At 62.6% G+C, this 12,688-nt stretch carries 10 protein-coding genes; 3 read left to right on the forward strand and 7 right to left on the reverse strand.

The window, feature by feature from the left end; translation table 11 throughout:
- Positions 1-8: 8 nt before the first annotated feature.
- From sufD to QTL96_RS02020, 4 genes are all read right to left on the reverse strand, one after another.
- Positions 9-1,283 carry a Fe-S cluster assembly protein SufD gene (gene sufD, locus QTL96_RS02005; RefSeq protein ID WP_289726495.1) on the reverse strand — a complete coding sequence of 425 codons (1,275 nt, stop codon included), beginning with the start codon at positions 1,281-1,283 and terminating at the stop codon, positions 9-11.
- A 24-nt stretch (positions 1,284-1,307) separates the two neighbouring features.
- Positions 1,308-2,063, reverse strand: coding sequence for a Fe-S cluster assembly ATPase SufC (sufC, locus tag QTL96_RS02010; protein ID WP_113011318.1), 756 nt, complete (start codon positions 2,061-2,063; stop codon positions 1,308-1,310).
- Between the two features lie 72 nt (positions 2,064-2,135).
- A complete protein-coding gene (gene sufB, locus QTL96_RS02015) occupies positions 2,136-3,605 on the reverse strand; it encodes a Fe-S cluster assembly protein SufB (protein ID WP_289726496.1) in 1,470 nt (489 codons plus the stop codon).
- A 164-nt stretch (positions 3,606-3,769) separates the two neighbouring features.
- Positions 3,770-4,936, reverse strand: coding sequence for a cysteine desulfurase family protein (locus QTL96_RS02020; protein WP_289727152.1), 1,167 nt, complete (start codon positions 4,934-4,936; stop codon positions 3,770-3,772).
- Positions 4,937-5,140: 204 nt separating this feature from the next.
- On the opposite strand from QTL96_RS02020, the gene QTL96_RS02025 reads away from it, so the two are divergent.
- Positions 5,141-5,818, forward strand: a complete 678-nt coding sequence (locus QTL96_RS02025; protein WP_018902229.1) for an alpha/beta hydrolase — start codon at positions 5,141-5,143, stop codon at positions 5,816-5,818.
- Positions 5,819-5,909: 91 nt separating this feature from the next.
- Positions 5,910-6,131, forward strand: a complete 222-nt coding sequence (locus QTL96_RS02030; RefSeq protein WP_289726497.1) for a hypothetical protein — start codon at positions 5,910-5,912, stop codon at positions 6,129-6,131.
- A gap of 17 nt (positions 6,132-6,148) precedes the next feature.
- Here the strand turns inward: QTL96_RS02030 and QTL96_RS02035 are convergent, their stop codons facing one another.
- A complete protein-coding gene (locus QTL96_RS02035; protein WP_289726498.1) occupies positions 6,149-6,676 on the reverse strand; it encodes a GNAT family N-acetyltransferase in 528 nt (175 codons plus the stop codon).
- Entirely contained in the window at positions 6,673-7,797 is a 1,125-nt protein-coding gene (locus tag QTL96_RS02040) for an anhydro-N-acetylmuramic acid kinase (RefSeq protein WP_289726499.1), read from the reverse strand. The genes QTL96_RS02035 and QTL96_RS02040 overlap by 4 nt, the downstream gene beginning before the upstream one ends.
- Before the next feature lie 130 nt (positions 7,798-7,927).
- Here QTL96_RS02040 and tyrS point away from each other — a divergent pair, with 130 nt between their 5' ends.
- The gene (gene tyrS / locus QTL96_RS02045) at positions 7,928-9,184 is read left to right on the forward strand and encodes a tyrosine--tRNA ligase (protein WP_289726500.1); all 1,257 of its coding nucleotides are present in this window, start codon (positions 7,928-7,930) and stop codon (positions 9,182-9,184) included.
- Between the two features lie 102 nt (positions 9,185-9,286).
- On the opposite strand, the gene QTL96_RS02050 is transcribed toward tyrS, so the two are convergent.
- Positions 9,287-12,685 (reverse strand): AsmA-like C-terminal region-containing protein, encoded by a 3,399-nt coding sequence (locus QTL96_RS02050; protein WP_289726501.1) that lies wholly within the window; start codon positions 12,683-12,685, stop codon positions 9,287-9,289.
- Between the last annotated feature and the right edge of the window lie 3 nt (positions 12,686-12,688).

Genomic DNA, 12,688 nt, shown 5'->3' on the forward strand with positions numbered 1-12,688 from the left:
TCGTCCGATCAGGCGTGCTTTTCGAGCCAGGCCGAGATCACGCCTTCCAGCGCCTCGACCAGGGCTTCGTCTTCCAGTTCCTCGACGATCTCGGCAACGAAGGCGTTGACCAGCATGGCGCGCGCCTTGTTCTCCGGGATACCACGGGCCATCAGATAATAGAGATGGTTGTGGTCGATATCGGCAACCGTGGCGCCATGGCCGCACTGCACGTCGTCGGCGAAGATTTCCAGCTCCGGCTTCACCGAGAATTCGGCGTCGTCGGACATCAGCAGCGTGTTGCACGCCATCTTCGCGTCGGTCTTCTGCGCGTCCGGTGCCACCCGGATCATGCCCTGGAACACGCCCTTGGCGCGGTCGAACACGACGTTGCGGATGATTTCGGTCGAGCCGGTATGCGGCACGTTGTGGCCAAGCACCATGGTCACGTCGGTATGCGTCTCGGCGCCGAGCAGGTTGATCCCGCGCAGCGTCAGATCGGCGCCCTCGCCCGTCACCTTGATGTGCAGCTCCTGGCGCACCAGCTGGCCGCCGGCATTGATGACGAACAGCTTCAGCTTGGCGTCTGCGCCGAGATCGATACGGATCTGGCCGAGATGCGTGTCGTCGGCGCCCTGCTGCTGCACGATGATCCAAGTCACCTCGCTGCCTTCGCCGACGGTGACGTCGCTGACATGCGAGACCAGCGCCGCATCCGATGCCACCGACAGGTGACGTTCGATCACGGTCGCCTTGACGGCCGAGCCGATGCTGACAGGAAGGCGCGTATGCGTCTGGCCGCCGGCATGCACGAACTGGATTTCCAGCGGCTCTTCAAGCACGGTTTCAGCCGGCACGTCGATCACGTAACCATCACGCACGAAGCTGCCGTTGATCCGGCCGACCGCGTCGTCCTTGTCGAGCGCGCCGAGGCCGTCGGCGGCCGAACCGTTCGACAGCTGCTCGGCATAGCTGGAGAGAACCAGATCGCCGGCGCGTGCCTTGTGATCAGGACGCCCCTGGATGACGGGAAGCACAGCCGAACCCTCGACCAGCGGATCGCGGGCGTCGGAGCCGGCGTCGCCTGCCTGTGCGGGTACGGCGCGCAGCAGCGTCTTCAGATCCGTGTAGTGCCAGGCCTCGACGCGGCGCGTCGGCAGGCCCGATGTCTTCAGGTCGTCGAGCAGCCGGTCGCGAATGGCGATCACGGCGCCGTCGCCCGGCAGTTCGCCGATCTGGTTGTTGAACGCCTCGATCAGCGCCGCTTCCGCGGCGGTCAGGCGGGTCGTCGTCTGCATGTTCATGCGACCAGTTCCTTTCCGCCTAGATCAGGCCGCCGCTCCGATGATGTCGGCATAACCGTTGGCTTCCAGATCATGCGCCAGCGTCTTGTCGCCGCTCTTGATGATCTGGCCCTTGTAGAGAACGTGAACGGTGTCCGGCACGATGTAGTCGAGCAGGCGCTGGTAGTGGGTAATCACGATGGTGGCGCGATCGGGAGAGCGCAGCGCGTTGACGCCGTCGGCGACGATCTTCAGCGCATCGATGTCGAGACCGCTGTCGGTTTCGTCGAGGATGCAAAGCTGCGGCTCAAGCAGCGCCATCTGCAGGATCTCGGCGCGCTTCTTCTCGCCGCCGGAAAAGCCGACGTTGAGCGGACGCTTCAGCATATCGGTGTTGATCTGCAGCTTGGCGGCCGCATCCTTCACCAGACGCATGAAATCAGGCGTCTTCAGCTCTTCCTCGCCACGCGCCTTGCGCTGCTCGTTCATCGCGACCTTCAGGAACTGCATGGTGGCGACGCCGGGGATTTCGACAGGATACTGGAAGGCCAGGAAAATGCCCTTGGAGGCGCGCTCTGCCGGATCGAGTTCGAGAATGCTCTCGCCGTTATAGAGAATCTCCCCCTCGGTGACTTCATAATCGTCGCGGCCGGACAGGATGTAGGACAGCGTCGACTTGCCGGAGCCGTTCGGCCCCATGATGGCAGCCACTTCGCCGGCCTTCACGGTGAGGTTCAGCCCCTTGATGATCTCGGTGCCGTCTTCGGCGATGCGGGCGTGCAGGTTCTTGATTTCAAGCATGGTTATAGTCCCATAGAAAAGCGTTCGAAAAGGGACGCGTTCTGCGCGCCCACTCGTACAATTGGTTCGGCGTCAGCCCACAGAGCCCTCAAGCGAGATGCTGATCAGCTTCTGCGCTTCGACGGCGAATTCCATCGGCAGTTCCTGCAGGACCTCCTTGACGAAGCCGTTGACGATCAGGGCGATCGCCTCTTCCTCCGGAATGCCGCGCTGCAGGCAGTAGAACTTCTGGTCCTCGGAGATCTTCGAGGTGGTGGCCTCGTGTTCGAACTGCGCGGTCGAGTTCTTCGCCTCGATGTAGGGCACCGTGTGGGCGCCGCACTTGTCGCCGATCAGAAGCGAATCGCACTGCGTGAAGTTGCGGGCGTTCGATGCCTTGCGGTGGGCCGAGACCTGGCCGCGATAGGTGTTCTGCGACACGCCGGCGGCGATACCCTTCGACACGATGCGGCTCGACGTGTTCTTGCCGAGATGGATCATCTTGGTGCCCGAATCGATCTGCTGATGGCCGTTGGACACGGCGATCGAGTAGAACTCGCCCCGGGAATCATCGCCGCGCAGGATGCAGGACGGGTACTTCCAGGTGATCGCCGAGCCGGTTTCGACCTGCGTCCACGAGATCTTCGAACGCGCGCCGCGGCAATCGCCGCGCTTGGTCACGAAGTTGTAGATGCCGCCCTTGCCCTGGGCATCGCCGGGATACCAGTTCTGGACCGTCGAATACTTGATCTCGGCATCATCGAGAGCAACGAGTTCGACGACGGCCGCATGCAGCTGATTTTCATCGCGCTGCGGCGCGGTGCAGCCTTCGAGATAAGAGACGTAGGCGCCCTCTTCGGCGATGATCAGCGTGCGCTCGAACTGGCCGGTGTTCTTCTCGTTGATGCGGAAGTAGGTGGACAGTTCCATCGGGCAGCGAACGCCCTTCGGAATGAACACGAAGGAACCATCGGTGAAGACAGCCGAGTTCAGCGTCGCATAATAGTTGTCGGAGGTCGGAACGACCGAGCCGAGATACTTCTTCACCAATTCCGGGTGCTCGCGGATCGCTTCCGAGATCGACATGAAGATCACGCCGGCCTTCTTCAGCTCTTCCTTGAAGGTGGTGACGACGGAAACGCTGTCGAAGACGGCGTCGACGGCGATCTTCGGCCGTTCGACGCCAGCCAGAATCTCCTGTTCCTTCAGCGGAATACCGAGCTTCTCATAGACCTTGAGAATCTCCGGATCGACCTCGTCCAGCGACTTCGGGCCGGGCGTCGACTTCGGCGCGGCGTAGTAGTGAATGTCGTTGAAATCGATCTTCGGATAATCGACGCGAGCCCAGCTCGGCTCTTCCAGCGTCAGCCAGCGCTTGTAGGCTTCCAGACGCCATTCGAGCATCCATTCCGGCTCCTGCTTCTTGGCAGAGATGAAACGGATGATATCCTCGGACAGGCCCTTGGGTGCCTTGTCCATCTCGATGATCGTCTCGAAACCGTATTTGTACTGATCGACGTCAATCTCGCGGACGCGATCGACCGTTTCCTGGACGGCGGGCATATCGTTCTCCAATCTCGCCGGAGAAAAGGTCCGGCAGCTTGTCGTTCGGGCAATTTTTGTTGCCCCTTATGTAAGTGGCCAAAGGGGACTTTTCAGCCCGAATGGCAAGTGGAAATTTGCGTTTTCGCAAATTTATCAGGCGGTCGTGACGCTTTGTCAGGCAATCACGCCGCCTCGCCCGCCGGCTTGCGCCGCGCGGCTATCTTCGTGAATGTCGCGACGGCCTTGGCGATATCCTCGTCCGTCGTCGAAAAACCGAGCGACATCCTGAGCGCGCCGAGCTTGGGATCGCGACCCATCGCCACCAGAACGTGGCTCTCGCCGACCTTGCCGGACGAGCAGGCGGCCCCCGCAGACAGCGCCACGCCCTCGAGATCGAAGGCGATCTGCCCGGTCTCGGCCTTCAGCCCCGGCAGGGTGAAGAAGGTGGTGTTGGAGACGCGCTGTTGATCCGCGCCGTAGATCACGACATCGGGCGCGGCGTTGCGCATTCCATCTTCCAGCTGCTCCCGCAAAGCGGCGATGCGGGCATTGCGCTCGTCGAACTCCCGGACAGCAACCTCGGCAGCCGCGCCGAAACCGATGACGGCAAGCGAATTCTCGGTCCCCGAGCGGTGACCCTTCTCCTGGCCGCCACCATGGATAAGCGCCCTAGGCATCAGCACTTCGCCGCGCGATACCAGCGCGCCGGCGCCCTTAGGACCACCGATCTTGTGCGAGGAAACGATGATGAAATCGGCGCCGAGCGCATTGATATCGAGCGCGATCCGGCCCGCCGCCTGCACGGCATCGACCACGAGCAGACCGCCGTGCGCCTGCACGATCTTGGCAACCTCGGAAACCGGCTGCACCACGCCCGTCTCGTTGTTGACGAGCATTACGGCGACCATCGGCAGGCCGGTCGATTTGTCGGGACCATCAAGAAGGCCCTGCAGGTGATCGAGATCGACGACGCCATCGGCCGTCACCGCGATCTCGGTCGTACGATCCTTCCCGAAGCGTCCGCCTTCGCGGATCGCCGGATGCTCGATCGCCGAATGATAGAGATGTCCGATCGCCATCGGCGTGCGGCCCATGCGAAAATCGGGCGTCAGCACCATGTTGGCAGCCTCGGTGGCGCCGCTGGTAAAGACGACATGGGCGGGATCGGCGCCAACGAGGGCCGCCACCTGACGGCGGGCACCTTCGATCGCCGCGCGCACCGCGCGGCCCTCGCCATGGACGGAACTCGGATTGCCGAACATATCCAGCGTCCGCAGAACCGCCTCGCGCGCCGCAGGATGCAGCGGTGCCGTCGCGTTCCAATCGAGATAGAGCCGGGCCGGCGCCATGATCTTTTCGTCCTGCGCTTGGTTCTTGCGTGGCAAGCCGGTGCATTTTCCTTGAAAAGTCAGCCGGGCTTGCCTTATGACACATCCAACACTGCGTGGATTGCCATGCAAGTTTCGAATTGTTCTAAACTGCGTTTTAGAAAAGCTGACAACGTCCGTCAAGTCTGCGCAGCGCGAACGCGAGAAATAAAAGCCGGAGTACCGATGCCCGAAGTCATTTTCAACGGCCCCGCAGGCCGCCTTGAAGGCCGCTACCAGCCCTCCAAGGAAAAGAGCGCGCCGATTGCCCTCATCCTGCACCCGCACCCGCAGTTCGGCGGCACGATGAACAACCAGATCGTCTACCAGCTCTTCTACATGTTCCAGAAGCGCGGGTTCACGACATTGCGCTTCAACTTCCGTGGCATCGGCCGCAGCCAGGGCGAATTCGACCATGGCGCCGGCGAACTCTCCGACGCGGCATCCGCGCTCGACTGGGTGCAGAGCCTCCATCCTGATTCGAAGACCTGCTGGGTTGCCGGCTATTCCTTCGGCTCGTGGATCGGCATGCAGCTCCTGATGCGCCGCCCGGAGATCGAAGGCTTCATGTCGATCGCGCCGCAGCCGAACACCTACGACTTCTCCTTCCTCGCCCCCTGCCCGTCGTCTGGCCTGATCATCAACGGCGACGCCGACAAGGTGGCACCGGAGAAGGACGTCAACGGTCTGGTCGAGAAGCTGAAGACGCAGAAGGGCATCCTCATCACCCACCGCACGGTGCCGGGCGCCAACCACTTCTTCAACGGCCAGGTGGAAACGCTGATGGGCGAATGCGAGGACTACCTCGACCGCCGCCTCAATGGCGAGCTGGTGCCGGAACCGGCCGCCAAGCGCATCCGCTGACGATGCGGCTCGTTGTCGATACCAATGTGCTCGTCAGCGCTTGTATCGGCAACGGCCATAGACTCAGCGTCGTTTTCGAAGAGCGAAATTCATGACGATGCTGAGTTTTCAGGTTTCCAAGGACGTCGAGAAGAAGGTCGCAGACATTGCGGCTGAGAGCGGCAGGACCGTCGAGGACCTGCTGAGCGACATGACGGCGCGCATGGTGCGGGACTTCGAAGCGCGCCAGACATTCGAAACCATGTCGGAACGCGGACGCGGTGAGGTCGACAAGGCGCTGGACCTGCTTCGCAAGCCCGACGCCAACGGCTGACTTAAGCTAACGATCTGCTAGGCTTGGCGCATCTCGGCGGTCAGCTCGAACGTCGGGCACGACATGTTATCGATGATCATCGGCACGCGGCCTTGCATGCCGATTTTCGTCAAAACACGCTGCGATGCCACATTGTCGGGATGCGTGAATGCGATGAACTGGTCAGCGAATCTCTTGTCGAAAAACCAGTCCGCCAGCCCCTTCCCCAGTTCCGTCGCGTAGCCCTTGCCCCATTCCTCGTGGCGCAGCGAATAGCCGAGTTCGAATTCGCCGCGATCTCCGCCATAGCGGGAAAAGCCGGCGCGGCCGATGAAGCGGCCGTCGTCGAGGCTGGTGACCTTGTATTTGGTGACGGCGTCGCGTGCCTGCTCGGCGAAAAAGCTCATGAAGCGCTCCTGCGCCTTGGCGGCGCTCCAAGGAGCGGCACCCGAGAGATAGCGGGTCGTCTCGATCGTCGAATGCAGCAATTGCAGCAGATGGACATCATATTGCCCCCACATGGACAAGACGAGCCTGGGTGTCTTCAGGATAACAAGATCGGTCATGGTTTCCTCGCAATTACACCGCCGGTCACAGCCGCCGAAACGCCTGTCGTGCCGGGAAAGGTCAGCGGCAGTCCGTTGACGGAGCGTACCGCCAGATAGGCCCAGGCCTCCGCCTCCATGGCGCCGCCGTCGAAGCCAGCCGCCTCCGCCGAGACGACCCGGGCACCCTTTGCCGCAGCCAAGTCGGCAAACTCACCCATGATGACAGGATTGAGCCGCCCGCCGCCGCAGACGACGTATGTCCTGGGCGGTTGCGGCAGGTGATCGGCGAGCTTGACGATCGAGGCCGCGGTCACATGCGCCAGCGTCCTTGCGCCATCCTCCAGCGACACCTCGCCTTTCTCCGGCGGGAGAAAATCGCCGCGATCAAGCGAGCGCCTGATATTGCCGGAGAAGAACGGGCTAGACAGATAGCGCCGCGCGAGATCGGGCACCACCGCGCCACGGCTCGCCGTCTCGCCGTTGCGGTCGTAGGCCCGGCCGGTATGCACCTCGACCCATTGGTCGATCAGCATATTGCCAGGCCCGCTGTCGAAAGCCGAAAGCACGCCGTCGGCGCCGACATAGGTGAGGTTCGAAATGCCGCCGATATTGACGAAGACAACGGGCGCCGCGAAACCATCCGGCAGGTTGGCCGATAAGGCCGCGTGATAAACAGGGATCAGCGGCGCGCCCTGCCCGCCATGCACCATGTCGTTGGCGCGCATGTCATAGACGACGTCGATGCCGGTCTCCGACGCGAGCAGCGGCCCGTCGCCGATCTGCACGGTGACACCCGCATCCGGCCGGTGCAGCACGGTCTGCCCGTGAAAGCCGATGAGGTCGATATCCTCAGGCTTGAGGCCATGGCGCGCCAGGAAGGATTTGACCACGGCCGCATGGCAGAGTGTCAGCACCCGCTCTGCGTCGGCGAGATCGCCCGGTCGGTCACCGCGCTCCACCACGGCCTTGGCCGTCTGCAGCGCCTGCTTCCAGCGGCCGCGCAGATCGTCGTCATAGGGCACATAGAGGCTGGGGCCTCGGCGGATCACGTTTTCGCCGTCGGTCTCAAGCAGCGCCGCGTCGATCCCGTCCATCGAGGTGCCGCTCATCAGGCCGATCGCTGTCAGGATTTTCCCCATTGTCCCTCGATAATCTACAAATAAAGGAGCCAATCAACCAAATGGTGACTGCGCGAGAAAACAGTGCTAAACGCGCCGCGTTGCTTCAACAATAGCCAATCCGAAAATCCTGATCCGAAAGCAAAAGGTCATGACCGAGTTCAAATCCGATTTCCTCCGCACGCTGAAAGAGCGTGGCTTCATTCATCAGATCTCCGATGAATCCGGCCTCGACGCCCTGCTCGCCAAGGAAACCGTGACCGCCTATATCGGCTATGACCCGACGGCATCGAGCCTGCATGTCGGCCACCTCACCCAGATCATGATGCTGCACTGGTTCCAGCAGACAGGTCATCGCCCGATCTCGCTGATGGGCGGCGGCACCGGCATGGTCGGCGACCCCTCCTTCAAGGACGAGGCCCGCAAGCTGATGACGGTCGACACGATCGAGGAGAACATCGCCTCGATCAAGAGCTGCTTTGCCAACTACCTCGACTACGACAAGTCGGGCAATCCGGCGCTCATGATCAACAACGCCGAGTGGCTGCGCTCGCTGAACTACCTCGAATTCCTGCGCGACGTCGGCCGTCATTTCTCGGTCAACCGCATGCTCTCCTTCGACAGCGTCAAGACGCGCCTCGACCGCGAGCACTCGCTGTCCTTCCTCGAATTCAACTACATGATCCTGCAGGCCTACGACTTCGTCGAACTCGCCAAGCGCTACGAATGCCGGCTGCAGATGGGCGGCTCCGACCAGTGGGGCAACATCATCAACGGCATTGACCTCGGTCACCGCATGGGGACCGAGCAGCTCTATGCACTGACCTCGCCGCTCTTGACCACCTCCTCGGGCGCCAAGATGGGCAAGTCCGCTTCGGGCGCGGTATGGCTCAATGCCGACCTGCTGCCGGTCTATGACTTCTGGCAGTACTGGCGCAACACCGAGGACGCCGACGTTCCGCGCTTCCTGAAGCTCTTCACGACGCTGCCGATGGACGAGATCGCTCGCCTGTCGGCAATTGCCGGCTCCGAGCTCAACGAGGTCAAGAAGATCCTGGCGACCGAGGTCACCGCGATCCTGCACGGCCGCGCCGCCGCCGAACAGGCAGCCGAGACCGCCCGCAAGACCTTCGAGGAAGGCGCGCTTTCCGACAACCTCCCCTCGATCGACGTGCCCGCCGCCGAACTCGACGCCGGCATCGGCCTCCTCGCCCTCATCGTCCGCGCCGGCCTCGCAGCGTCGAACGGCGAAGCCCGCCGCCACGTCCAGGGCGGCGCGGTCCGCATCAACGACCAGGCCATCAGCGACGAGCGCAAGCTCATCGGCGGCGGTGAAGTGACCGCCGACGGCGTGATCAAGCTCTCGCTCGGCAAGAAGAAACACATCCTGATCCGCCCGGCTGCCTGAGGGCGGTAGGTGCTAAGATTGCAAGAAGGCCGGCGAGATGCCGGCCTTTTTTTGTGCTGATGTGCCTCGATTACGAATATTCACCGGCGCCAACCGGTCACCTCACTGAAACTCGAAAATATTCCGGAACACACCAGGCGCGATGATCGAGAGCGGGTTGATCGTCAGGTTCGGCGCATCGAGCTTGCCGGTGAGCTTGAAGGTGATGCCGATCAGGCCGCGGTCGGTGCCGTTGCCTAGGATGATGCCGATGATCGGGAGTTCGGCGAAGAGGCGGTTCAGGCCGTAGGCAGGCATGAAGGTGCCGTTCATGTCCATGTTGCCGCGAACGTCACGCAGCGTGCCCTGGAACACCGCGCCGACCTGATCGCCGCGCACCACGCCATTCTCGATGCTGACGACACCATTTCTTGAAAAGATACGGGCGAAGCCGCGCTGGAAGCGCTGCGCCGATGTGTCGATGTCGCGCTTCACGGCCGCGTTCAGGCTGCGTTGCTCCTGGCCGACGGGCGTCGAGACAATCGAGTGCAGGCGCTGCTCGTTGACGATCGAGAACCGGCGGACGTCGATGGACCCATCCCAATTGTCGCCGGCGCCGAGCCGGATCGAAAGGTTGAGAAGGCCGCCGCGCATATGCTGGTAGAGGTCGGCGAAGCGCGAGACCGCCCCGGCATCGCCGCTGGTGATGTTGATGACACCGTTGCCTTGAGTCTGCGCCACAACGGCCTCGCCGCTGCCGGTGACGCCCGAGAGGTTGAGAGACTGGATGCGGCTGCCCTGCGCGCCGTAGGTCAACTGAACGTTCTGCAGTTTCTCGTCATTGAAGCCGACGACGCTATCGAGCTTGGCCTTCAGCGAAATGCCACCGTCGTTCTTCGACCCGCCGTCATCCTTGTCTCCGCTGCCCGACTTGATCCGCGCAAGAACCGGCCGCACATCGGCGCTGCTGCCGGAGACCGAGACATCCATGCCGCCCTTCGAACGACGAAGCGAGATCGCGAAACTGTCGAGCGACGAGAGCTTCACGCTATCGAAATCGGCCTTCTGCAGATTGCCCTTGCTGAGCGACAGCGCGCCCGTCGCGCCAAATCCGTCACCCTTCAGCACGAAATTCTTGATCTGCAGATTGTCGTCGGGACCGGAAATCTCGAAATCGGCGGTGGCGCCGATGCCACTCCCCTTGGACCAGCCGATCCAGGGCAGATCGAGCCGCGCCTTGCCGAGATCGAGCGAGACCGATTGGCGATCCTTGTCGATGCGATCGAGCTCGACACTGATCGGCCCATCGATGATATCGGAGAGACCAGGCAGGATCTTCTCGCGCTGATCGTTGCTCAGCGTCGCCGTCACGCTTTGCTGCGGCTGGATGTCGGAGGACTTGTCGGTCGGCTCCACCAGCTTGACCGTCGCCGGCACGCCGTCGATCTCGCCCTTGCCGTCGAGAACCACCTGTTTCGGGTCGGCCGTCAGCACGCCGTCGAGATTGGTGATCTTGCGCCCCGATATCGCCTTGGCGACGTCGAGGTCCTGCAGCTGCAGCGTCGCTTTCCATTCGACCGGTGGCGGGTTCTGCGAGGCGATCAGCCCGATACGCGCCTGCACCGAGGCGGTCACATTGCCCTTCAGGTCTTCGGGCACGAAACCCGCGCGCTGCAGCACCTGGATGGGCTTGAAGGTCAGCAACTCGCCGATGGCGTCGGCCGCCCCCGAGATCGGCAGGTTGAGCTCGGCCATCAGCGGCTTTTCATAGGTCGACGGCAGGATGAAGGTGCCCTCGCCGACATCGACGGTGCGCCCCGACGGGAAGAACGACTTGCCGCGCTTGATCGAGATCGTCGCCTTCGGACCAGCCAGCTCGAAATGCGCGCTGGTGTCGCGGATCGGCGGAATGTCGCCGGTGACGTTCATGCGGGTGCCGGCAATGTCGAAGGCGATCTTGATCTGGTTCTCGTCCAGCTTCAGGCCCTTGCCGATGGCCTCCTCAAGCCGGTCGAAGGGAATGAAGACATCGATCGACGCATTGGTGACCACGCCGCCATAAAGATTGCGCTCAACCCACTCGCGCCCTTTCGACGCCATCCAGAACGGCCAGAGCTGCTTCACCGCCGTGGTCTGCAGCTGCTGCGACTGCCCGGAGAAGCTGATCTCGGGCGACTTGCCGCCGAAGCGGACATGCAGCGAACCGTAGAGCGATCCGGCCGGGCTCGACACCGCCATGTTGGGGAATTGCAATTCGCGCGTGCCGACGAAATAGCGGCCCGTCGCCTGGATATCGAAGGGGAGCGGCTGCTCGCCCGAGGTGACGGGTGCGGCGGTGCCGCCGCTGACGAGCAGATCGACGCCAAAACCCTTTTCGGCGGCAGGGTCGATCTTGTCGAGGTCGATCAGCGCGCCGTTGAAGGGCACGATCGTCGGCCCGAACTGCAGCTGCGAGCGCGCGATCTCCAGCGATTGCTTGGTGAAATCATAGGCGAGATTGACCCGCCCGCCGGTCAGCGGCTGCGCCTCTCCGTCCATGTAGAAATTGCCGGGCTGCAGATTGAAGGTAGCGGCAAGCGAAGGCTTGGACGTCTCTCCGCCGCGCTCCGCTGAAATGATCGTGTCGGCGAGACTATCAACGCCCTGGCGGATTTCGCCGATCGCATTGCGCTTGAGGGTGAACGGCGCAAGGTCGGCGCCGGCAAGCTCGCCCGTCAGCCGTGACGTGCGCCCGTCGGTCTTCTCGGTGCCGATATGCAGCGTCGTGACGCGGCCGTTGATCGCGACCTCGCCATCCAGCTGCAGCGCGCTCTGCGCATTTCTGGAGAACACCAGGCTGTTGACGACGATGGAGAGTGGCCCGTTGTCGGTATCCGCGAGCTTGATGTCGAGCCCCTCGAGCTTGATCGACTTAGTGCCGCCACGATCGACGAAACCGTCGAGAATATCCAGCTGCTGGAAGGCCGTTTCCATCGCAGCCGGGATCTGGTCGATCCTGAGATTATCCAGCTTGACCGGATCGCCCGAGGGCAGAAGCGCGGTGTCGAGCGCTATATCCTGCGCCTCCACCTGCGCGATCGCGATCCGTCCCCGGAAGAGCTGCAGCGGATCGAGCGCCATGCGCATGGCGCCCGTCGTCGACATGTGCTGACCGCTCTTCTCGTCGATCAAGTTGACATCGCGCGCCTCCAGCGCCAGCCGCATGTTCGAGGTGAAGCGAATGACCGTGGAGCCGACCTCGGCCCGGTAGCGCGGCCCGATCGCGGAATTCAGCGCCGATTGCGCCTGCCGCGACAAGGGTTCGTCGAAGATGCCGCTTTCCACGGTGAAGATGATGGCCGCGATGATGAAGATCAGAACGCCGATGCAGCCGCCGGCAAGCCCCGCGGTCCGGCGCATGCGAGAGCGCATGGGCGGGCAATGCACGATCAGCGGATCTTCCGTTCGCGCCGAGGGAAGATCGTGCAGCGCGACGATATCTTTCTTGCGGAATCTAACCTTCTCGCCGCGGATCGCCGACATGCG

The sequence above is a fragment of the Rhizobium sp. S163 genome (genome assembly GCF_030380805.1).
Classification (GTDB): domain Bacteria; phylum Pseudomonadota; class Alphaproteobacteria; order Rhizobiales; family Rhizobiaceae; genus Rhizobium.

What these genes read in the sequence shown, in the direction of transcription:
- sufD (WP_289726495.1), bottom strand. Translation starts at nt 1,283, where the DNA reads ATGAACATGCAGACGACGACCCGCCTGACCGCCGCGGAAGCGGCGCTG.
- sufC (WP_113011318.1), bottom strand. Translation starts at nt 2,063, where the DNA reads ATGCTTGAAATCAAGAACCTGCACGCCCGCATCGCCGAAGACGGCACC.
- sufB (WP_289726496.1), bottom strand. Translation starts at nt 3,605, where the DNA reads ATGCCCGCCGTCCAGGAAACGGTCGATCGCGTCCGCGAGATTGACGTC.
- QTL96_RS02020 (WP_289727152.1), bottom strand. Translation starts at nt 4,936, where the DNA reads ATGGCGCCGGCCCGGCTCTATCTCGATTGGAACGCGACGGCACCGCTG.
- QTL96_RS02025 (WP_018902229.1), top strand. Translation starts at nt 5,141, where the DNA reads ATGCCCGAAGTCATTTTCAACGGCCCCGCAGGCCGCCTTGAAGGCCGC.
- QTL96_RS02030 (WP_289726497.1), top strand. Translation starts at nt 5,910, where the DNA reads ATGACGATGCTGAGTTTTCAGGTTTCCAAGGACGTCGAGAAGAAGGTC.
- QTL96_RS02035 (WP_289726498.1), bottom strand. Translation starts at nt 6,676, where the DNA reads ATGACCGATCTTGTTATCCTGAAGACACCCAGGCTCGTCTTGTCCATG.
- QTL96_RS02040 (WP_289726499.1), bottom strand. Translation starts at nt 7,797, where the DNA reads ATGGGGAAAATCCTGACAGCGATCGGCCTGATGAGCGGCACCTCGATG.
- tyrS (WP_289726500.1), top strand. Translation starts at nt 7,928, where the DNA reads ATGACCGAGTTCAAATCCGATTTCCTCCGCACGCTGAAAGAGCGTGGC.
- QTL96_RS02050 (WP_289726501.1), bottom strand. Translation starts at nt 12,685, where the DNA reads ATGTCGGCGATCCGCGGCGAGAAGGTTAGATTCCGCAAGAAAGATATC.